At 68.7% G+C, this 19437-nt stretch carries 20 protein-coding genes, 1 pseudogene and 1 riboswitch; of the genes and pseudogenes, 13 read left to right on the top strand and 8 right to left on the bottom strand.

What is annotated here, in order from left to right; all coding sequences use genetic code 11:
* Positions 1–345: 345 nt before the first annotated feature.
* Together ACX9OT_RS18270 and ACX9OT_RS18265 are read left to right on the top strand one after the other, a co-directional pair.
* Entirely contained in the window at positions 346–1035 is a 690-nt protein-coding gene (locus ACX9OT_RS18270; RefSeq protein WP_005407950.1) for a winged helix-turn-helix domain-containing protein, read from the top strand.
* Positions 1032–2378 (top strand): ATP-binding protein, encoded by a 1347-nt coding sequence (locus tag ACX9OT_RS18265; protein WP_459003090.1) that lies wholly within the window; start codon positions 1032–1034, stop codon positions 2376–2378. Before ACX9OT_RS18270 ends, ACX9OT_RS18265 begins: the two co-directional genes overlap by 4 nt.
* Here ACX9OT_RS18265 and ACX9OT_RS18260 read toward each other — a convergent pair.
* Both ACX9OT_RS18260 and ACX9OT_RS18255 read right to left on the bottom strand, forming a co-directional pair.
* Complete coding sequence (locus tag ACX9OT_RS18260) at positions 2375–3844, bottom strand: sensor histidine kinase (protein WP_459003088.1); 1470 nt, start codon at positions 3842–3844, stop codon at positions 2375–2377. The two genes, ACX9OT_RS18265 and ACX9OT_RS18260, sit on opposite strands and share 4 nt — an antisense overlap.
* Entirely contained in the window at positions 3841–4560 is a 720-nt protein-coding gene (locus tag ACX9OT_RS18255; RefSeq protein ID WP_005407947.1) for a response regulator transcription factor, read from the bottom strand. Before ACX9OT_RS18255 ends, ACX9OT_RS18260 begins: the two co-directional genes overlap by 4 nt.
* A gap of 144 nt (positions 4561–4704) precedes the next feature.
* Between ACX9OT_RS18255 and msrB the strand changes: the two genes are divergently transcribed.
* The 4 genes from msrB to ACX9OT_RS18235 all read left to right on the top strand — a co-directional run bounded on the left by msrB (position 4705) and on the right by ACX9OT_RS18235 (position 9455).
* Entirely contained in the window at positions 4705–5277 is a 573-nt protein-coding gene (gene msrB / locus ACX9OT_RS18250; protein ID WP_459003086.1) for a peptide-methionine (R)-S-oxide reductase MsrB, read from the top strand.
* A gap of 2 nt (positions 5278–5279) precedes the next feature.
* Positions 5280–7049 carry a cytochrome c biogenesis protein DipZ gene (locus tag ACX9OT_RS18245; RefSeq protein WP_459003084.1) on the top strand — a complete coding sequence of 590 codons (1770 nt, stop codon included), beginning with the start codon at positions 5280–5282 and terminating at the stop codon, positions 7047–7049.
* Between the two features lie 14 nt (positions 7050–7063).
* Positions 7064–7801 carry a peptide-methionine (S)-S-oxide reductase MsrA gene (gene msrA, locus ACX9OT_RS18240; protein WP_459003082.1) on the top strand — a complete coding sequence of 246 codons (738 nt, stop codon included), beginning with the start codon at positions 7064–7066 and terminating at the stop codon, positions 7799–7801.
* Between the two features lie 205 nt (positions 7802–8006).
* Positions 8007–9455 (top strand): aminotransferase-like domain-containing protein, encoded by a 1449-nt coding sequence (locus ACX9OT_RS18235; protein ID WP_134951881.1) that lies wholly within the window; start codon positions 8007–8009, stop codon positions 9453–9455.
* A gap of 75 nt (positions 9456–9530) precedes the next feature.
* On the opposite strand, the pseudogene ACX9OT_RS18230 reads toward ACX9OT_RS18235, so the two are convergent.
* Positions 9531–9635, bottom strand: a pseudogene (locus tag ACX9OT_RS18230) (dethiobiotin synthase); the annotation flags it as partial.
* 85 nt (positions 9636–9720) lie between these two features.
* Here ACX9OT_RS18230 and ACX9OT_RS18225 point away from each other — a divergent pair.
* On the top strand, positions 9721–9918 hold the full coding sequence (locus ACX9OT_RS18225; protein ID WP_100437800.1) for a hypothetical protein: 198 nt from the start codon (positions 9721–9723) through the stop codon (positions 9916–9918).
* 39 nt (positions 9919–9957) lie between these two features.
* On the top strand, positions 9958–10155 hold the full coding sequence (locus ACX9OT_RS18220; RefSeq protein WP_459003080.1) for a hypothetical protein: 198 nt from the start codon (positions 9958–9960) through the stop codon (positions 10153–10155).
* 75 nt (positions 10156–10230) lie between these two features.
* On the opposite strand, the gene bioD is transcribed toward ACX9OT_RS18220, so the two are convergent.
* Positions 10231–10914 (bottom strand): dethiobiotin synthase, encoded by a 684-nt coding sequence (gene bioD / locus ACX9OT_RS18215; RefSeq protein ID WP_459003078.1) that lies wholly within the window; start codon positions 10912–10914, stop codon positions 10231–10233.
* A gap of 68 nt (positions 10915–10982) precedes the next feature.
* Here bioD and ACX9OT_RS18210 point away from each other — a divergent pair, with 68 nt between their 5' ends.
* Both ACX9OT_RS18210 and ACX9OT_RS18205 read left to right on the top strand, forming a co-directional pair.
* A complete protein-coding gene (locus tag ACX9OT_RS18210; RefSeq protein WP_459003076.1) occupies positions 10983–11465 on the top strand; it encodes a GAF domain-containing protein in 483 nt (160 codons plus the stop codon).
* Positions 11462–11824, top strand: coding sequence for a TfoX/Sxy family protein (locus ACX9OT_RS18205; protein ID WP_032128727.1), 363 nt, complete (start codon positions 11462–11464; stop codon positions 11822–11824). The genes ACX9OT_RS18210 and ACX9OT_RS18205 overlap by 4 nt, the downstream gene beginning before the upstream one ends.
* 91 nt (positions 11825–11915) lie before the next feature.
* Here ACX9OT_RS18205 and ACX9OT_RS18200 read toward each other — a convergent pair whose 3' ends face one another.
* The gene (locus ACX9OT_RS18200) at positions 11916–12494 is read right to left on the bottom strand and encodes a histidine phosphatase family protein (protein ID WP_100437797.1); all 579 of its coding nucleotides are present in this window, start codon (positions 12492–12494) and stop codon (positions 11916–11918) included.
* Positions 12495–12636: 142 nt separating this feature from the next.
* Positions 12637–12859, top strand: a riboswitch (cobalamin riboswitch).
* A 115-nt stretch (positions 12860–12974) separates the two neighbouring features.
* On the opposite strand from ACX9OT_RS18200, the gene btuB reads away from it, so the two are divergent.
* Positions 12975–14819 carry a TonB-dependent vitamin B12 receptor gene (gene btuB, locus ACX9OT_RS18195; RefSeq protein ID WP_100437796.1) on the top strand — a complete coding sequence of 615 codons (1845 nt, stop codon included), beginning with the start codon at positions 12975–12977 and terminating at the stop codon, positions 14817–14819.
* Between the two features lie 184 nt (positions 14820–15003).
* Here btuB and gph read toward each other — a convergent pair whose 3' ends face one another.
* From gph to ACX9OT_RS18180, 3 genes are all read right to left on the bottom strand, one after another.
* Positions 15004–15660 (bottom strand): phosphoglycolate phosphatase, encoded by a 657-nt coding sequence (gph, locus tag ACX9OT_RS18190; RefSeq protein WP_049398350.1) that lies wholly within the window; start codon positions 15658–15660, stop codon positions 15004–15006.
* A 64-nt stretch (positions 15661–15724) separates the two neighbouring features.
* Positions 15725–16516: a class I SAM-dependent methyltransferase gene (locus ACX9OT_RS18185; protein WP_049398349.1), complete on the bottom strand. Its 792-nt coding sequence runs from the start codon at positions 16514–16516 to the stop codon at positions 15725–15727.
* Positions 16513–17442 (bottom strand): LysR family transcriptional regulator, encoded by a 930-nt coding sequence (locus ACX9OT_RS18180; protein ID WP_049398348.1) that lies wholly within the window; start codon positions 17440–17442, stop codon positions 16513–16515. The genes ACX9OT_RS18185 and ACX9OT_RS18180 overlap by 4 nt, the downstream gene beginning before the upstream one ends.
* A gap of 108 nt (positions 17443–17550) precedes the next feature.
* Between ACX9OT_RS18180 and ACX9OT_RS18175 the strand changes: the two genes are divergently transcribed.
* Positions 17551–18189, top strand: coding sequence for an NAD(P)-dependent oxidoreductase (locus ACX9OT_RS18175; protein ID WP_100437795.1), 639 nt, complete (start codon positions 17551–17553; stop codon positions 18187–18189).
* Between the two features lie 91 nt (positions 18190–18280).
* Entirely contained in the window at positions 18281–19192 is a 912-nt protein-coding gene (locus ACX9OT_RS18170; protein ID WP_100437794.1) for an MBL fold metallo-hydrolase, read from the top strand.
* The last annotated feature ends 245 nt before the right edge of the window (positions 19193–19437 follow it).

Raw genomic sequence — 19437 nt, 5'->3', positions numbered from 1 at the left:
ACCTCCGCAGCGGCAGCGGCGGGACGGGTTCAGCAGGCAGGCGGCGGCGGGCGACATGGGAGCGACACGCGGAGCGGAGGAGACTCCATGCTCGGCCCGCCCCCGGCCCTGCGTCAGTCGCTTTGCTGTCAGCGATGGTCACCGTGCGTATCACGCAGGTAACGTTTTGTAACAGCATCAGGCTATGCTGGACGCCAAGTTGTTGCCAGGCCTGAGGCCCGGCCCGTGCGCCAGCAACCCCGGCTGAATGGCGCCCGCCCCCGGGACCCGGGCGGCCCGAAGGCTGGGATAGCATCGCCGCGCTCGTGCCGTGGCGGTACGTGTGCGTCCACGGAGGCCTTGAAAATGCTGGATATCGTACTGGTTGAAGACGATGCCCGCCTGGGTACGATGGTCAGCGACTATCTGCAGCGGCATGGCTACCAGGTGGCCCACGAGCGCAGCGGTGAGCGTGCGGTGGCCCGGATCCTGGCCGACAAGCCCGCCCTGGTCCTGCTCGATGTCGGCCTGCCCGACCAGGATGGTTTCGAAGTGTGTCGGCAGATCCGCCCCCACTATGACGGCATCATCTGCGTGCTGACCGCCCGCACCGACAACATCGACCAGGTGCTGGGACTGGAACTGGGCGCCGACGATTACATCGGCAAACCGATCGAACCACGGGTGCTGCTGGCCCGCCTGCGCGCCCACCTGCGCCGCCACCGCCGGGTCGAACCACGCGACGGCAGCCTCCGCTTCGGCGAGCTGAGCATCGACCCGTCCACCCGCAACGTGCACCTGCAGGGCGCGCTGCTGGAGCTCACCACTGCCGAGTTCGACCTGCTGTTCCTGCTGGCCAGCAATGCCGGCCAGATCCTGGACCGCGATGCGCTGCTGCGCGGCCTGCGCGGGATCGCCTTCGACGGCCTGGACCGTTCCATCGATGCACGCATCTCGCGCCTGCGCCGCAAGCTGGGCGACAACCCTGAACAACCGGAGCGGATCAAGACCGTACGTGGCCGCGGCTACCTGTTCAGCCGCTCGGCATGGGGATGAAGCGCACGCCCTCGGCGATGCGCGGCCACGCCTTCCACTTCCTGCGCTACGGCATCGGCTTCCTGGTCGCCCACCTGCTACTGATCGTGCTGGGCCTGTGGGCCTGGGATGCGCTGCTGGAAGACCGCACCGAAGCCGGACTGCTGGCCGAGATGCGCGGTACCCATGCCCTGCTGCAGCACCGCTTCGCCGAAACCCCGCGCGAGCAGTGGCCGACGCTGGCGCGCGAACTGGACGCCGACTTCGCCTATGCCCTGCGCATGGTGCCGTTGGCAGAGGCGATGAAGGCGCTGCCGGCCAGCCAGCGCCCCCCCTTCAGCAACGGCCGGGTGCAGATCGACCTGGAGCACATGCGCAGCCTGCAGCGGATCGGCGACAGCGACTACGCGGTGATGCTCGGGCCGTTGGACGAAGCGCTGCCTGACGAGGGCTGGCAGGACAGCGAAGTGTCAGGCGTGGCGATCCTGCTGCTGATCCTGATGGTGGTCGTGGCGCTGCCGATGTATGTGATGGTCTACCGCCTGTGGCGCGACGTCTCGCAGCTGGCCCAGGCCGCCCGGCAGATGCGCGATGGTCAGCTGGACACGCGTGCGCCGCGCGCCGGCACCGCGCTGGTGCGGCCGCTGGCCAATGCCTTCAACCACATGGCCGAGCAGCTGCAGCAGCTGCTGGAAAGCCAGCGCGTGCTGGCGCAGGCGGTGGCGCACGAAGTCCGCACGCCGTTGGCGCGGATGCGCTTCGGCCTGGCCGACCTGGAGGACACCGCGCTGGACGAGATACAACGCGATGCGCTGGGCGGGCTGCGCACCGATGTCGATCGGCTGCAGCACCTCACCGATGCCGGCGTCGAATACGCCGCACTCGGTCGTTGCCATCAGCTGACCCGCCAGCGCCTGCAGCTGGCGGCACTGGTCCGTGGCGTGGTGGCCCAGTTCGCACCGCTGCCGCTGCCGGTACAGCAGGTGCTGTCGCCAGCAGGCCTGGTCAATGTCAACCGGCATATGCTGGAACTGGCGCTGCGCAACCTGCTCGGCAATGCCCTGCGCTATGCGCGGCGGCAGATCCGCATCGCCAGCACGGTCAACGATGGCTGGCTGTGCCTGCAGGTGGAGGACGACGGCCCCGGCATCGCGCCCGAACTGCGCGGCCAGGTACTGCAACCCTATGTGCGGCTGGACCCGGGCAGCCCCGGTTTCGGCCTCGGCCTGGCGCTCGTGCAGGTGGTGGCCGACAAGCATGGCGGCCACGTTGAAGTGACCGATTCGGAGCTGGGCGGTGCCTGCATCCGCCTGCACCTGCCGCAGGAAAGCGGCGGTGCCGTGGAGAGCGAGGCGGCCTGCTAGACCGCCGGTTCCGCGCGCGGCAGGGCAAACACGAACAGCGCGCCACGCTCACTGTCACGTAGTTCGATGCGGCGGCCATGCAGCTGCACGATCCGCTGCACGATCAGCAGGCCAAGCCCACCGTTCTCGCCACGCCGTGCGCCCAGCGCGGCCGGCGCCTGGAACAACTGTGCGCGCAGCGCCGCTGCCACGCCGGGGCCATCGTCGGCAACGCTCACCTCAACGCTGTCCTGCGTCGCGCGCAGGCGCACCTCGATCTGGCCACCCTCGGGCGCATGCCGCAGCGCGTTGTCGAGCAGGTTGGTCAGCACCCGCTCGACCAGGCCCAGATCGGCGCGCACCAGCGGCAGGCCGGGCGGGAAGTCCGCGTGCAGGTACTGGTTGCGAGCCTGCGCCGCCAGCTCGAATTTCTGCAGCACGTCCTGCAGCAGCTCCGGCAATGCGAACACCTCCCACTCCAGGCGCACTTCGCCATGTTCCAGCCGCGCCAGCTCGAACAGCGCACGCGCAAGCCGGCCAACCTTGGCGCTCTGCGCCAGCGCTATACCGAGGTAGCGGCGGCGCTCGTCCGGCGACAGCGTGGCGTCCTTCAGCGCCAGCGTTTCCAGATAGCCGTGCAGCGACGACAACGGCGTGCGCAGGTCGTGCGAGATGTTGGCGACCAGCTCGCGGCGCTGCAGGTCCTGCTGGCGCAGCTGCTGCCACTGCTCGCCGAGCCGCTGCGCCATCTGCGCGTGTGCGTGTTCGAGGATCACCAGCTCGTCGCGCTCACCGGGACGCAGCGGCTCCGGCGGCGGTAACGGCGTGGGTGCGTCGATGTCGAAGGCCTGGATGCGCCGGGTCAGCCGCCGCAGCGGGCGCGTCACCCAGTAGAAGGCCACCAGCCCGGCCAGCAGGCCCAGGCTGCCGACCAGCATCACCGACCACAGCGTGGTGTTCCACTGGCTGCCCGCCGCCAGGTCGTCGGCGAGCATCTGCCGGTGTTCGCCGACCAGCACCACGTACACATAACCGGCCTGGCGGCCCTGCACGATCAACGGTGCAGCACTGAACACCTTGCGGCCATCGGCGCTGCGCGGGTCATCGCCGAGGATCGGCAGTGGCGCACCCGACAGCAGGCGGCGCAGCGGTGCCACGTCCACCTTGTTGCGCACCAGATGGCCGCTGGGCGCGTCGTGGCCGAGAATGCGGCCCTGGTCGTCCAGCAGGTAGACCTCGACGCTGGGATTGACCGCCATCAACTGACCGAACAGCGCGCGCACCGCCGCATCGCGCATGCCGCTGGTGTCCATCAGTTCGCTGCGCTGGGCGATGTGCTCGGCCAGGCCCAGCGACAGCCGCTGCACCACTTCCTGCTCATGGCGGGTATTGGCGCGCATCTGCAGCGCCAGCAGCGCCATGCAGCACATCAGCATCAGCGCGGCGATCACCGCCGCCAGCTTCTGCCATAGATTGGGCTTGATCATGCCGCCGCCCCGGCCGGGTCGACCAGCTTGTAGCCGCGCCCCCACACCGTCAGCAGCCGCCGCGGGTTGGCCGGATCCGGCTCGATCTTGCTGCGCAGGCGATTGATGTGGGTGTTGACCGTGTGCTCGTAGCCATCGTGCTGGTAGCCCCAGACCTGATTGAGCAGTTCCATGCGCGCGAACACCTGGTCCGGATGACGGGCGAAGAACAGCAGCAGGTCAAACTCGCGCGGGGTCAGCTCCAGCGCATTGCCATCCACCGACGCGGTACGCGCGACCGGGTCCAGCTGCAGACCACCCAGCTCGATCGCGCCGGCATCGATGCGCGCGCTCTGCGCCATCGCCTCGGCCCGGCGCAGCAGCGCACGCACGCGGGCCACCAGTTCCGGCATCGAGAAGGGCTTGGCCAGGTAATCATCCGCACCCAGTTCCAGGCCGACGATGCGCTGCGTTTCGCTGCCACGCGCACTGATGATGATGATCGGCACATAGCGCGCCATCGCGCGTGCACGCTGGCACACCTGCAGGCCGTCCACGCCGGGCAGCATCACGTCCAGCACCAGCGCATCCCATGGCCCTTCCTGCTCGAGCAGGCGCAGGCCGGCATCGCCGCTGGCGGCATGGGCGACGTCGTAGCCCTCATCGCCCAGATGCATGCGCAGCAGGTCGGCGATGTGGGCATCGTCTTCAACGATCAGCACGCGTTTGGTGGACATCGGCAGCTCGGGGCCAGTGGGGAGGCTGGCTGCATTGTGGCGCGGGATGGCCGCCGATACCTCACGAAAAATTGAATCCTGCGTGAGGATTCGTTGACCCGGGCGGGCGCAGCATGGCCCCGTCGCCCCTTCCCGGAGTCCGCCATGTCCCTTACCCGACGCCATCTGCTGGGCCTGGGCGGTGTTGCCACCGCCGCCGGCCTGCTCGGCCTGGGGGCCTGCAGCCGTGCCGCCCCGGCCGCCGCTGAAGCGCGCCCGTCGCGACAGTTCGAGGTCATGCGCAGCGATGCCGACTGGCGCCAGCGCCTGACCCCGGCGCAGTACGCAGTGCTGCGCCAGCAGGCGACCGAGCGCCCGTACAGCAGCCCGCTCAACAAGGAACACCGGCAGGGCACGTTTGCCTGCGCCGGCTGTGCGCTGCCGCTGTTCTCCTCCTCCACCAAGTTCGAGAGCGGCACCGGCTGGCCCAGCTTCTGGGCACCGCTGCACAACGCCATCGGCGAAGACCGCGACGTCACCTTCGGGATGCTGCGGGTGGAGGTGCACTGCCGCCGCTGCGGCGGCCATCTCGGCCATGTGTTCAACGATGGGCCACGCCCGACCGGGCTGCGCTACTGCATGAACGGTGCGGCGATGGTGTTCGTTCCCGGTGCCCCTGCTGGCACTGCCGACGGCTGGCGGGTGCCGGTCGGTTCTTCCCCTGCTTCCGGAGCCTGACGATGCTGCTGTTGCTGCTTGCCTATCTGGGGGGCGCGCTGACCCTGCTCAGCCCCTGCATCCTGCCGGTGCTGCCGTTCGTGTTCGCGCGTGCCGATCGCCCGTTCCTGCGCAGCACGCTGCCGTTGCTGCTGGGCATGGCGCTCACCTTCACCGTGGTCGCCAGCCTGGCCGCGGTGGGCAGCCAATGGGTGGCGCAGGCCAACCAGGTTGGACGCTGGATCGCCCTGCTGCTGATGGCGCTGTTCGCGATCGCGCTGCTCTGGCCGCGGCTGGCCGACCACCTGCTGGCACCGTTCCAGCGCGTGGGTGCCCGCCTGAGCGCACGCGCCGATGCGGCGGATGCCGCGGGGCACGGCGGCGCGTGGACCTCGCTGCTGATCGGCATCGCCACTGGCCTGCTGTGGGCGCCGTGCGCCGGGCCGATCCTCGGCCTGGTGCTGACCGGTGCTGCCCTGCATGGCGCCAGCGTCGGTACCAGCACCCTGCTGCTTGCCTATGCATCGGGTGCGATCACCGCGCTGGCGCTGGCGGTGTGGGTCGGCGGCCGGGTGTTCCGTGCGCTGCAGGCGCGGCTCGGCCTCGGCGATGTCCTGCGCAAGGTGCTGGGTGTAGCCGCGCTGCTGGCCGTCGTAGCGATCGGCCTCGGCTGGGATACCGGCCTGCTGACCCGTCTTTCGACGGTCAGCACCGCGCGCATCGAGCAAAGCCTGCTGGACGCAGTACCCGGCGCGCAGCCGGCGGCACCGCCGATGATGATGATGGCCGGCGCCAATGCAGGTGCCGATGCACCGCTGCCGGTGGAAGGCACCCTGCCCGCGCTGGAGGGTGCCACCGGCTGGCTCAACAGCCCGCCGCTGAGTGCACAGCAGCTGCGCGGCAAGGTGGTGCTGGTCGATTTCTGGACCTACTCCTGCATCAACTGCCTGCGCGCGATGCCGTTCGTGCACGAATGGGAACGTCGCTACCGTGACCATGGGCTGGTGGTGCTCGGCGTGCACACGCCGGAGTTCGCCTTCGAACGCAACCCGAGCAATGTGATGAAGGCGGTGCAGCAGCTGAAGGTCGAGTACCCAGTGGTGCTCGACAACCAGTACACGATCTGGCGCGCCTTCAACAACCGCTACTGGCCGGCGCAGTACTTCGTCGACGCGCAGGGCAACATCCGCGGCCATCAGTTCGGCGAGGGCAACTATGCGCGCTCGGAACAGATGATCCGTCGCCTGCTGACCGAAGCCGGGCAGACCAACCTGCCACCACCGGCCGATCCCGCTGCCGCCGACCTGAAGGGCGTGGCCGTGCAGGCCGACATGGGCAACCTGCGTTCGCCGGAAACCTACCTGGGCCACGCCCGCGCCGAGCAGTTCGCCTCGCCCGGCGGGCAGCGCAGCGACACCGCGTTCGACTACACGCTGCCCACCACTCTGGCGTTGAACCAATGGGGACTGTCCGGGCGCTGGACCGTCACCGACGAAGCCGCACAGCTGCAGCAGGCCGGTGGCCGCATTGCCTTCCAGTTCCATGCGCGCGACCTGCACCTGGTGCTGGCACCGAGCGAGGACGGCAAGCCAGTGCGCTTCCGCGTCTGGCTGGATGGCAAGCCGCTGCCCGCCGCCGATGCCGGCAGCGATGTCGGCGCCGATGGCAGCGGCGTGGTCAACGAACACCGCTTGTACCAGCTGGTGCGCCAGCGCGGCACGGTCGGCCCGCATCGCTTCGAGATCGAATTCCTCGATGCGGGCGTGCAGGCCTATGCCTTCACCTTTGGTTGAAACGGGAGGACATGATGAAACTCTCCTTTGAACAGGGCGTCGCCGCCGGTGTCGCCGGCCTGGTGGCCACCGCTTTGATCGCCGGCGTGCTGCTGGTCGATCACGGCGCGGTCGCGGCGCCGGTCGAGGCCAGCGCGCAGGTCAAGGCGCTACCTGCGCCCAGCGGCGACGCCGCGTTCCACGATGACGCCACCCATGCCAGCGTGGTGTTCGCCGGCGGTTGCTTCTGGGGCGTGCAGGGCGTGTTCCAGCACGTCAAAGGCGTGAGCAATGCGGTGTCCGGCTACATCGGTGGCAGCGCGGCCAATGCGCGCTATGAGCGCGTCAGCGGTGGCCAGACCGGTCATGCCGAAGCCGTGAAGATCGACTACGACCCGCGCCAGGTCAGCTATGGCCAGCTGATGCAGGTGTTCTTCTCGGTGGTGCACGACCCGACCCAGCTCAATCGGCAGGGACCGGACCAGGGCAGCCAGTACCGCTCGGCGATCTTCAGTGATGACGCACGCCAGCAGGCGGCCAGCCGCGCCTACATCGCCCAGCTCGGCCAGGCCGGCAGCTACCGCGCACCGATCGTCACCCAGCTGGTCAGCGGCCAGCACTTCTACCCGGCCGAGAGCTACCACCAGAACTACATGACCAACTACCCGCAGGCGGCCTACATCCGCTACTACGACGCACCGAAGCTGGCGGCACTGGGCAAGCAGTTCCCGGCGCTGTACCGGCGCGACGCGGCGCTGGTGCCGATGCGGTAACGACCCGGGTAGTGCCGGCCGCTGGCCGGCTCCTGCGGATCTGGGGATCGCCGGCCAGCGGCCGGTACCACCTCCCAAAAAAAGACGCACGGCCATCCAGCCGTGCGCTTGGGAAGTATCGGCCGTGCCCCGATCAGGCCCGTCCGACGATGACATGCTAGGCTCGCCATCATCATGGGTACAGCACCAGATGGCGGGAAGTTCGATGGATACAGATGACCAGAGCGCGATGATCCCACCCCGCTACCAACGGCTGTCCGATGAACTGGCCGAAGCCATCCACGGCGGACGCCTTCCGGTCGGCAGCCGCCTGCCTTCACTGCGGCAGATGGCTCTGCAGCGAAGGCTCAGCCTGAACACGGTGATCGCGGCCTATCGCCAGCTGGAGGACGCCGGCCTGGTCATTCCGCGGCCCAAAGCCGGCTTCGAGGTCGCGCCGCGATTGTCGGTGCCAGAGCGTTCGCTGCGTGATACCCCGTCCGCCCCCACCGCACCACTGCAGCAGGTGCTGATGGCGCGCGTGCTGGAGGCACAACGTCGCTCCGGAGTGATCGACCTGGCCTTCGCCGGTCCGCGCGGTCGCCAGTTCTATCCGGGCGCACAGCTGGCCCGTCACACCGCGCAGGTGCTGCGTCACGGCCAGCAGACGGTGGAGACCTACGCGCGCCCCAACGGTTCACCCCGGCTGCTGGCGCAGATCGTGCGCCGTGGTCCACGCATGGGCCTGCACACCCACAGCGAGCGGCTGCTGCTGACCCACGGCGCGATGGAGGCCCTACAGCTGGCACTGCGCGCGGTCACCCAGCCCGGTGATGCGGTCGGCATCGAGGCGCCGTCCTACTTCAACCTGTACCCGTTGCTGGCCAACCTCGGCCTGCGGGCCATCGAGCTGCCCACCCACCCGCAGCACGGCCTGGATGTCGATGCACTGGAAGCGATGCTGGAGCACACGTCGCTGGCCGCACTGGTGGTGATGCCGACCGTGCACAACCCGCTGGGCTGCACCATGCCGACACCCGCCAAACAGCGCTTGGCCGAACTGGTCAACGCACGGCAACTGCCGCTGATCGAAGATGCGGTGTATGCCGAGCTGCAGTTCTGCGAACCGCCGGCGCCCTTGCTGAAGGCCTTCGATCGCGATGGCTGGGTGATGGTGGTCGGTGGGTTTTCCAAGACACTGGCGCCGGATTACCGTATCGGCTGGCTGGATGGCGGCCGCTTCGCCGAGCGCATCGCGCTGCTGAAATTCCAGTCCACCGGTGGCGAGCCTCAACTGCTCGGCGATGCGGTGGCGGCGTATCTGGAAGCCGGCAGCTACGAGCACCACCTGCACCGCATGCGCCGGCTGTATCGCGAACAGGTGGGACGGCTGCGCCAGCTGGTGGCCGAACACTTCCCGGCCGGCACCCGTGCCACCGAGCCACAAGGCGGCTTCCTGCTGTGGCTCGAACTGCCGGGCGTGGATACGCGTGAGCTGTTCGAGCGTGCGCTGGCAGAGGACATCGTGTTCATGCCCGGCCAGGTGTATTCACGTGGTGCGCGCTATCGCCACTGCCTGCGGCTGTCGTGCTGCCAGACGCTGGATGCGCGCTTCATCGGTGCGGTTGAGCGGCTCGGTGCGATCGCGAAGGAGCTGGCGGCTGCGGCACGGTAACGCCGGCCGCTGGCCGGCAACCTCGGGATCGCCGGGTGGATGCAGTTGCCGGCCAGCGGCCGGCACTACCCAGGATCACTCAAGCAGGTGCACGCCCAGCGCTTCGCCATCCGCTCCCGGCAGATACGGCAGCCGCCCCCAGCACGGCATCGGCAGGCGCTGCTGCAACGTCGCAATGGAACGACTGGGTGCGATTGCGCGGGAGCTGACAGCTGCAGCACGGTAGTGCCGGCCGCTGGCCGGCAACCTCGGGATCGCTGAGTGGATGCAGTTGCCGGCCAGCGGCCGGCACTACCCAGGGTCACTCAAGCACGTGCGCGCCCAGCGCCGCGTGTACTCGCGCGGCGCACGCTACCGCCACTGCCTGCGGCTGTCGTGCTGCCAGACGCTGGATGCGCGCTTCATCGGTGCGGTGGAGCGGCTCGGTGCGATCGCGAAGGAGCTGGCGGCTGCGGCACGGTAACGCCGGCCGCTGGCCGGCAACCTCGGGATCGCCGGGTGGATGCAGTTGCCGGCCAGCGGCCGGCACTACCCAGGATCACTCAAGCACGTGCGCGCCCAGCGCCGCGTGTATTCGCACGGCGCGCGCTACCGCCACTGCCTGCGGCTGTCGTGCTGCCAGACGCTGGATGCGCGCTTCATCGGCGCGGTGGAGCGGCTCGGTGCGATCGCGCGGGAGCTGGCAGCTGCAGCACGGTAGTGCCGGCCGCTGGCCGGCAACCTCGGGATCGCCGGGTGGATGCAGTTGCCGGCCAGCGGCCGGCACTACCCAGGGTCATTCGAGCAGGTGCGCCGACAGCGCTTCGCCATCCGCTCCCGGCAGATACGGCAGCCGCCCCCAGCACGGCATCGGCAGGCGCTGCTGCAACGTCGCGATGTTCTCATCCTGGCGCTGCATCACCGGGTCGATGTGGTTGCCGATCCAGCCCAGGCACTCCACGCCACTGGCCTGCAGCGACTGCGCAGTCAGCCGTGCGTGGTTGACGCAGCCCAGCCGCATGCCGACCACAAGTACTACCGGCAGATGCAATGCACGCACCAGGTCAAGCTGGTCCAGCGTGGTCGAGACCGGCGCCAGCCAACCGCCAACACCCTCCACCACCACGACATCGGCCTGCGCACGCAGGCGCGCGAACGCGGCCACGATCTGCGCCAGCTCCACCTGCACGCCATCCTCGGCTGCGGCCAGCTCCGGCGCCAGCGGCTGCCGCAGCGCGTACGGATTCAGGTCGGCATAGTCCGGCACCGGCCAACTGGCCGCCTGCAGCGCCAGCGCGTCCTCGTTGCGCAGGCCCTGCCCCAGATCTTCACTGCCACTGGCCACCGGCTTCATGCCGACTGCGCGCAGGCCGCGCCGGCGCAGTGCATGCAGCAGCGCGGTGCTGGCCGCGGTCTTGCCGATCTCGGTATCGGTGCCGGTGACGAACAGGGCAGGCGGCAGCGTGGCGGGCAACGGCATCGATAAGCTCCAGCGGGGCAACAGAGCCTGCATTATCGCCGGCCCGGCGCGCTTGCTAGACTGCGGGCATGTTCGCCAATGCCTCGCTTACCGGCAGCAAGCCGGAACAATACGCCCAGCTGCTGGAACAGGCCCGTGGCCTGGTCTACGCCGAGTCCGACCGCATCGCCAACGCGGCCAACCTCTCCGCACTGGTCTATCACGCTCTGCCCGACCTGAACTGGGTGGGCTTCTACCTGTACGACGGCAAGGAGCTGGTGGTCGGCCCGTTCCAGGGCCTGCCGGCCTGCGTGCGCATCCCGCTGGACAAGGGCGTGTGCGGTGCCGCCGCCAGCCAGCGCGTGACCCAGCGCGTGGAGGACGTCTATGCCTTCCCCGGCCACATCGCCTGCGATTCGGCCTCGCGCTCGGAACTGGTGGTGCCGTTGCTGCGCGGCGATGAACTGATCGGCGTATTCGACATCGACAGCCCGAAAGTCGGCCGCTTCGATGCCGACGACCAAGCCGGCCTGGAAGCCATCGCCCGCGTGTTCGTCGAGGCGCTGGGATGAGCGCACCGAAGCTGCGCAACATCGGCCCGAAGAGTGCGGCGTGGCTGCGTCAGGTCGGCCTGCGCAGCCGCGAGGATCTGGTTGCGATCGGCGCGGTCGGTGCCTTCGTCAAGGTCAAGCGCGCCGGCTTCAAGCCCAGCCTGAACCTGCTCTATTCACTGGAAGGCGCGTTGCTGGACTGCCATTGGCAGGAACTGAGCGAGCCGCAGCGTGAGGCGCTGGTGCAGGATTACGAAGCGCGCATCGCTGCGCATCCGCTGAAGGCGGCCGGCCCCGCTTCGGGCCCGGTGCATGAGCAGCGCTTCGATGCTGACGACGACGCTGAGGACAGCGTGGCCGAGCGCGCGGACGAGGATTGAGGCCTCCGCGTTCCTGGGGATGCCGGCCAGCGGCCGGCACTACCACTGTGATGCGGGATCGGTAGCGCCGGGTCATGCCCGGCGACTGCGGTCAGGGCTGCTGCAGCTCCAGCAGCTCACCCACCAGCCCGATCTCGCCACGCTCCAGCCACACCCGCAGGCGCGTGCCGTGGTCGATGCGCAGCGCCCAGCACAGCGACATCGGCAGACCGCAGACCTGCGACAGCACCATGCGCAGTGGGCCGCCGTGGCTGACCACCAGCGTCGGCACCGGATCGTCATCATCAAGCAGGCGATCCAGCGCGCGCGCGATACGCCGCTCGAAGTGGCCCCAGCTTTCGCCGTTCGGCGGCGGGAATGCATGCGGGTCGGCATGGAAGGCCGCCAATGCATCCTCCGGCAGGTCGAACAACGACTGTCCGTCCCAATCGCCGAAATCCAGCTCTTCCCATTCCTCGTCCGCTTCCACGTCCAGCCCGCGCGGGGTGGCCAGGGCCATCGCCGTGTGCAGCGAGCGCAGCCGCGGCGAACTGATCACCCGCTCCCAGGGCTGCGCAGCGTAGGCGTCGACCAGTTCCTGCGGCAGGCGGGCCAGCTGCGGTGGATCACTGCGGCCATCGAGGAACTCATCGCGACCGTTGCCGGCATGGCGGACCAGGTCGAGGATCATGCGTGCGTCCTGTACAGGCAACGCGGGAACAGCGGAAAACGGGCGGACATCGGCAACGGCACCACGGGATCGAGGGACCATTCTAAGGGCACAGCAAAGGCAGTCGAGCAGGCTCGACGCTACGGGCCGCCTGCGATGCCGTAGACTGCGCGCACTTCCAGGTGACCTGCGGCCACGGCCGGCAGGTTGAAACGGGAAGCCGGTGACGCGTGGATCCACGCCAGGCCGGCGCTGCCCCCGCAACGGTAAGCACGTCAGTTCCAGGCAACAACGCCACTGTGCCGCAGGCATGGGAAGGCGCCTGGACGGTGGCCTCGCGCCACCCGGCGGCAAGCCCGGAGACCGGCCAGGAAGCCTCAGGTCGCGATGCGGTGGGCATGGCGCTGGATGACCGCAGCCTGCGCTGCGGCGTCGGCGCATGCCTGCCCTCGCGGCTCCTCCCCTTCGCCACGCGGGCGTGCGTGGCACCTGGAGTCCCCCATGAAGCTGCAGTCCCGAATGCTGTCCCTGGCCGTGCTGGCCGCCCTGCCCGCGCTGGCCCAGGCCGCCGATGACACCACCGCGCTCGACCAGATCCTGGTCACCGCCACCCGCACCCCGATCGCCCTGCAGGACAGCATCGCGCCGGCCCAGGTGATCGACCGCGCGCAGATCGAATCCAGCCAGGCCACGTCGCTGCAGGAACTGCTGCGCGGCCGCGCCGGCATCAACCTGACCAACTCCGGCGGCCTCGGCAAGCAGAGCTCGCTGTTCCTGCGCGGCACCAACTCGGGCCACACCGTGGTGCTGGTGGATGGCGTGCGCATCAACAGTGCCGACCTCGGCCTGGCCATGTACCAGGACCTGCCACTGGCGCAGATCGAACGCGTGGAAATCGTGCGCGGCCCGCAGTCCAGCCTGTACGGTGCCGACGCCATTGGTGGCGTGATCCAGATCTTCACCCGCCGCAACCAGGGCGATTTCGCTCCGCACTTCCAGCTCGGCGGTGGCAGCAACGGCCTGCGCGAAGCCAGCGGCGGCATCGGCGGTGGCACCGAACGCGGCTGGTTCGGCGCCGACATCGCCTACCAGCATTCCGACGGCATCGATGCCTGCCGCGGCTCCGCCTCGGTGTTCACCGCGGGCTGCTTTGCCGACGAGCACGACCGCGACGGCTACCGCAACCTGTCCAAGAGCCTGCGCGGCGGCTACAGCTTCAACGACCAGTGGACCGTGGAAGGCAGCGCACTGCGCGCCGACGGCAAGAACCACTACGACGGTTACTACAACTATTCGGAAACCCGCCAGCAGGTGCTCGCTGGCAAAGTGCGCTACACCCCGTCTGAACGCCTGGCGTTCACAGCCAACGTCGGCCGCAGTGACAACGAGTCGGACAACTTCGGCGCACCGGGGGTGTTCGGCAGCGCGCAGACCCATCGTGACAGCGCCTCGCTGCAGGGTGACTTCGGCGTGGCCGAGGGCCAGCTGCTGAGTGCAGGCGTGGATTGGAGCGAAGACAACCTGGATGGCAGCAGCGCGGGTTACCTCGTCGACAGCCGCCGCAACACCGGCGTGTTCCTGCAGTACCAGGGCCGCTTCGGCCGCCACCAGCTGCAGGCCAGTGCGCGCAACGACGACAACCAGCAGTTCGGCAACCACGCCACCGGCAGCGTGGGCTGGGCGATGGAACTGGAGCACGGCCTGCGCGTCAATGCCAGCTACGGCACGGCGTTCAAGGCGCCGACCTTCAGCGACCTGTACGACCCGTGGAGCGGCGTGCCGACGTTGAACCCGGAGAAGTCCAAGAGCGCCAACCTTGGCGTTTCGCAGCAGGGCCAGGGCTGGCACTGGGGCCTGGACGTGTACGAGACCCGCATCGATGACCTGATCACCTACGATGCCTCCACGATGAAGATGCGGCAGGTGGAGAAGGCGCGCATCCGTGGTGCCGAGCTGACTGGTGGCATGCTGCTGGCCGGCTTCGACATCAATGCGCAGCTGAGCTATACCGACCCGCGCAACCGCACCCACGGCAGCACCCAGTTCGACAACTGGCTGCCGCGCCGCGCGCAGCAGACCGCGCGCCTGGACGTCGACCGCCGCTTCGGTGACGTCCGCGCCGGCCTGACCGTGCAGGGTGCGGGCAAGCGCTATGACAACGCCAGCAACTCGGTGAAGGTTGGCGGCTACGGCACGCTGGACCTGCGCGCCGAGTACGCGCTGACGCCGTCGTGGTCGCTGCTGGCGCGCGCCGCCAACGTATTCGACCACACGTATGAAACCGTGGCGTGGTTCAACCAGCCCGGCCGCGAGTACCAGCTGAGCGTGCGTTACCAGCCGAAGTGACCGCGACGGTCATGGTAGTGCCGGCCGCTGGCCGGCAACATCATGACCTTCGGCAGCGCATCCCGGGTTGCCGGCCAGCGGCCGGCACTACCCAATGCGCCGATCCGGGATTGCCGGCCAGCGGCCGGCACTACCCATTGCGTCAGCCCGGGTTACCGGCCGGCGACCAGGGATGTCCGTTGCATCAGCCCTGCAACCCCGGCAACTCACGCAGGTCGTCGATCACCGCCACCGCATGCGCGGTGGCCAGGTCCAGGCCACGCGGATAGCCGTAACGCACCAGTGCGATCGGCATGCCCGCATCTTCGGCGGCGCGGTAGTCGGTCAACGAATCACCCACCATCAGGCATGCGTCCACCGGCAGCCCAAAGTGCGCGGCGACGTGCCGCAGCGGTTCACCACTGGGCTTGCGCTGCGGCAGGGAGTCGCCACCCAGCACCAGCGCGAACGCATCACCAATACCCAGATGCTGCAGCAGCGGTGGCACCAGCGCTTCGGGCTTGTTGGTGCAGATCGCCAGCGGCACGTTGCGCGCACGCAGCTGCGTCAGCGCTTCGGCCACGCCATCGAACAGGCGCGGGCTGCGCAGCAGGCACTCACGGTAGTGCACCATGAACACCGGCATCACTTCGGCCAGGTCCACCTCGCGGCCGGCCGCATGCACGGCCTGTTCAACCAGGCGGCGCACACCGTCGCCGATCCAACCGAGCACCGTGGTTTCCGGCACGCGTGCCACACCGATGTCCTCCAGCGTGCGGTTCAGTGCTTCGGCGATATCAGCTGCGCTGTCGACCAGCGTGCCATCAAGGTCGAACACGACCAGCGGATAGGGATACGACAAGGGACGGCACCTGCATGACGTGGGGCCGTCCATTGTACGCCGCTGGTTTTTGCGCCGATCCGCCTCAGCCGATCCGGCGCGCGCGGGTCGCCAGGAAGGTGGGCAGATAGCGGTCGATCAGGAAGCGCGGCTGCGGCTGCCAGTCTTCCATGAAGCGATCGATGACGAAGCCGGCATCGAGCTGCCCACCGATCAGTTCGGTCAGGCTGTGGCCGAAGGTCAGCGCATCGCCGCGTGCCAGCTTTGCCTCGCGCTCGGCTGGCGCCAGGTCTTCCAGGTCCGAATAGGGAATGGCGTACTGCGGCCGGATCAATCCCTGTGCATCGAGCTGCGGATCACGCGCACCGACGAACAGCACCGGGTTGTAGAAGCTCGCCATCAGCATCCCGTCGCGTGCCAGCACACGGCGGCATTCGGTCCACACCGGGCGCACGTCGGGCACGTACAGGTTGGAGATCGGATGGAACACCACGTCGAAACTGTCGTTGGCAAACACGTGCAGATCGCGCATGTCACCCTGCACCGTGCGCAGCTGCAGGCCATCACGCGCAGCGACCTGGCGGTCCTGTTCCAGCTGCCCGTCGGAGAGATCGAACACGGTGACGTCAGCGCCCGCAGCGGCCAGCACCGGTGCCTGCTGGCCACCGCCCGAGGCCAGGCACAGGATGCGACGGCCCCGCACATCACCCATCCAGTCCAGTGGCAACGCGCGGGGCGTCAGGTGCACCTGCCAGCGGCCTTCGCGCGCGGCGGCAATCGTTGAACTTTCCACCGGGCGCGACCATTCGCGCACTTCGCTGGCCTGGCGGTCCCAGGCAGCACGGTTGTGGTCGATCAAGGCCTGTCCATGGTTCATGTGTTCTCCTTGCCCGGTGGGCGCCAATCCAGATCCTGGAAGGCCGGGCTGGCGAAACACTCGCCCAGGAAATCCAGGAATCGCCGCATGATAGCGGGCTGCTGGCGCCGTGACGCGTACACGGCATGAATGCCGAGTTCGTCCAGGCTGAATTCGGGCAGCAGTTCGATCAGCTCGCCACTGCGCAGCAGCGGCGCCACCTGGTAGGTCGGCAGCATGGCGATGCCGGCACCGGCGCGCACCGCCTCCAGCAGCAGCGAGGCCTCGTTGGCGCTGATGTTGCCGCCCACCGCCACCGACAGCGAACGCCCATCGCGGTGCAGCTGCCACAGGCTCTTGCCGACGTAGTGGTGGGTCAGGCAGTTGTGCGCGGCTAGGTGCTCGGGGGCGGTCGGTGTGCCACGCGCCTGCAGGTAGGATGGCGTCGCGCACAGCACCGAGCGGCAGGTGGCCAGCCGCCGTGCGATCAGGCTGGGATCGATCTGGCGCGCGATGCGCACGGCCAGGTCCACCCGCTCCTCCACCAGGTTCACCGTGCGGTCGACCAGCAGCAGCTCGATGCGCGCCGCCGGATGGCGCGCGACGAAGCCGGCCACCGCCCGCGCCAGGTGGCTCTGCCCGAATGAGACGCTGGCGGTCACCCGCAGCGTCCCGTGCGGCTCGGGATCATCACTGGCCAGCTCGCCCTGCAGTTCTTCGCCGATCGCCAGCATCTGCCGGAAGCGCGCCAGCGCCGCCTCACCGGGGCCGGTCAGGCTGACCCGGCGCGTGGTCCGGTGCAGCAGGCGAGCGCCCAGCCAGCTCTCGACCTCGGCCAGGTAGCGGCTGACCATTGCCCGCGACATGTCCAGCACCTCGGCGGCGGCGGTGAGGCTGCCGCGCTCGGCCACCTCGACGAACACGGTCATGGCGGTCAATCGGTCCATATGCTCGATCCATGCAACAAACAAGCGCGTTATACGCTGTTTTTCGAGCAACTGCAGCAGCCTAGAGTGGCCCCATTCCCACCCCACACCGCCCCACGGAGTCATGCCATGAAAATCGCCCTCGTTGGTTCCACCGGCAACATCGGCCGCCAGATCGCCCGCCACGCGCTGGCCCGCGGCCACGAACTCACTGTCATCGTGCGCAGCGCGCAGGACCTCCCGGCCGAGCTGGCCGGTGCCCATCCGGTGATCGCCTCGCTGGATGACCAGGACGCGCTGGTTGCCGCCATCACCGGCCACGACGTGCTGGCCAGTGCCTACGGCCCGCGCCCGGGCGATGACATCGGCCGCGTCGGTGAAGTGGCCGCGCAGCTGGCGGCCGCCGCACGCAAGGCCGGCGTGCCGCGCCTGGTGGTGGTCGGTGGCGCCGGCAGCCTCGAAGTCGCACCCGGCGTGCAGCTGGTCGATACCCCCACCTTCCCGGAGGCCTACAAGCCGTACGCGCTGGCCCACCGTGAGGCGTTCAACCGCCTGCAGGCAGTGGATGACCTGGACTGGACCTTCTTCTCGCCGGCCGCCGAAATCGGCCCGGGTGAAGAGCGCGGCCAGTACCGCGTGCAGCCCAAGGCGTTCCTCGCCGACGCCAGCGGCCACAGCCGCATCAGCTACGCCGACTACGGCGCCGCCTTCGTCGCCGAACTGGAGACGCACGCGTACCCGAAGCAGATCATCACCGCAGCGTATTGATCCACGCACGTCCCTTGTAGAGCCAAGCCCGCGCTCAGCTCTACGCGAACCTGCGGCCGGGCAATGGCCCGGCTCTACACAAGGAATTCCCATGCGTACCGCTGCCCTGCTGCTTCCCCTCGCCCTGGCCGCCAGCTTCACCAGTGCGCCGCTGCTGGCCGCACCGGCCACCGCGGCGCCGGCCACGGCCACGAAATCCCAACTGCACCTGCAGACCTTCCATCCCGGCCCGCAGGCGATGTTCTCGGTGTCCTCGGTGCTGATCGAAGGCCGCCACGACGCGATCCTGGTCAATGCGCAGTTTGGTGCCAGCGACGCGCGCAAGCTGGTCGAGCTGATCCGCGCCAGCGGCAAGCAGCTGACCACCATCTACATCAGCCACGGCGATCCGGACTACTACTTCGGCCTGGCCACGCTGCAGGACGCGTTCCCGCAGGCGCGCATCGTCGCCACTGCGCAGACCGTCGCCCACATCCAGCAGACCCAGGCCGGCAAGCTGGCCTACTGGGGACCGAAGATGGGCGCCGACGTGCCGGCGCGCATCGTGGTGCCGCAGGTGCTGGACGGCGATGCCCTGCAACTGGAAGGCCAGCGCCTGCCGCTGATCGGCCTCGATGGCCCGACCCCGGACCGCACGGTGCTATGGGTGCCGTCGCTGCGCGCGATCGTCGGTGGCATTCCGGTGGTGGCCGGTGAACATGTGTGGATGGCCGACACGCAGACGCCGAAATCACATGCCGACTGGCTGCAGACCCTGCAGCGGCTGCAGGCGCTGAAACCGAAGGTGGTAGTGCCGGGGCACTACGCGCCGGGCGCGGCGCTGGATGCCAGTGCGCTGCGCTTCACCGCGGACTACATCCGTGCGTTCGATGTTGAGGCGGCAAAGGCGAAGGACAGTGCGGCACTGGTGAAGGCGATGCAGGCGCGCTACCCGAAGCTGGCGGGCGTGGAGTCGCTGGAGTTGAGTGCGAAGGTGGCCAAGGGCGAGATGCAGTGGCCATGAGGTAGGGAGTTTTCTTTTGCAGGGCTGCGCCCTGCACCTGCTCAATGCAACGGCAACAGCCGAAGCAACAGCAACAGCTGGCTATCCGTGGGATGGCGGGGTGGGTCCGGTTGCGGGGGACGCTGCAAGTACGTCCATGTAAGCTCGGTCGCCGCATCCATGCGGCTCACTGATCTGGCCCCCCGTCAGCGGACGCCAAGAAGCGATACTTTGATCGCACTTGGAGGTCCCTTATGTCCCGTATC

This window comes from Stenotrophomonas genospecies 3, assembly GCF_054473855.1.
This window is presented reverse-complemented; position numbering and strand designations above follow the sequence as displayed.

Coding starts and splice junctions, on each gene's coding strand:
- ACX9OT_RS18270 (WP_005407950.1), top strand. CDS start 346: ATGCTGGATATCGTACTGGTTGAAGACGATGCCCGCCTGGGTACGATG.
- ACX9OT_RS18265 (WP_459003090.1), top strand. CDS start 1,032: ATGAAGCGCACGCCCTCGGCGATGCGCGGCCACGCCTTCCACTTCCTG.
- ACX9OT_RS18260 (WP_459003088.1), bottom strand. CDS start 3,844: ATGATCAAGCCCAATCTATGGCAGAAGCTGGCGGCGGTGATCGCCGCG.
- ACX9OT_RS18255 (WP_005407947.1), bottom strand. CDS start 4,560: ATGTCCACCAAACGCGTGCTGATCGTTGAAGACGATGCCCACATCGCC.
- msrB (WP_459003086.1), top strand. CDS start 4,705: ATGTCCCTTACCCGACGCCATCTGCTGGGCCTGGGCGGTGTTGCCACC.
- ACX9OT_RS18245 (WP_459003084.1), top strand. CDS start 5,280: ATGCTGCTGTTGCTGCTTGCCTATCTGGGGGGCGCGCTGACCCTGCTC.
- msrA (WP_459003082.1), top strand. CDS start 7,064: ATGAAACTCTCCTTTGAACAGGGCGTCGCCGCCGGTGTCGCCGGCCTG.
- ACX9OT_RS18235 (WP_134951881.1), top strand. CDS start 8,007: ATGGATACAGATGACCAGAGCGCGATGATCCCACCCCGCTACCAACGG.
- ACX9OT_RS18225 (WP_100437800.1), top strand. CDS start 9,721: ATGCAGTTGCCGGCCAGCGGCCGGCACTACCCAGGGTCACTCAAGCAC.
- ACX9OT_RS18220 (WP_459003080.1), top strand. CDS start 9,958: ATGCAGTTGCCGGCCAGCGGCCGGCACTACCCAGGATCACTCAAGCAC.
- bioD (WP_459003078.1), bottom strand. CDS start 10,914: ATGCCGTTGCCCGCCACGCTGCCGCCTGCCCTGTTCGTCACCGGCACC.
- ACX9OT_RS18210 (WP_459003076.1), top strand. CDS start 10,983: ATGTTCGCCAATGCCTCGCTTACCGGCAGCAAGCCGGAACAATACGCC.
- ACX9OT_RS18205 (WP_032128727.1), top strand. CDS start 11,462: ATGAGCGCACCGAAGCTGCGCAACATCGGCCCGAAGAGTGCGGCGTGG.
- ACX9OT_RS18200 (WP_100437797.1), bottom strand. CDS start 12,494: ATGATCCTCGACCTGGTCCGCCATGCCGGCAACGGTCGCGATGAGTTC.
- btuB (WP_100437796.1), top strand. CDS start 12,975: ATGAAGCTGCAGTCCCGAATGCTGTCCCTGGCCGTGCTGGCCGCCCTG.
- ACX9OT_RS18185 (WP_049398349.1), bottom strand. CDS start 16,516: ATGAACCATGGACAGGCCTTGATCGACCACAACCGTGCTGCCTGGGAC.
- ACX9OT_RS18180 (WP_049398348.1), bottom strand. CDS start 17,442: ATGGACCGATTGACCGCCATGACCGTGTTCGTCGAGGTGGCCGAGCGC.
- ACX9OT_RS18175 (WP_100437795.1), top strand. CDS start 17,551: ATGAAAATCGCCCTCGTTGGTTCCACCGGCAACATCGGCCGCCAGATC.
- ACX9OT_RS18170 (WP_100437794.1), top strand. CDS start 18,281: ATGCGTACCGCTGCCCTGCTGCTTCCCCTCGCCCTGGCCGCCAGCTTC.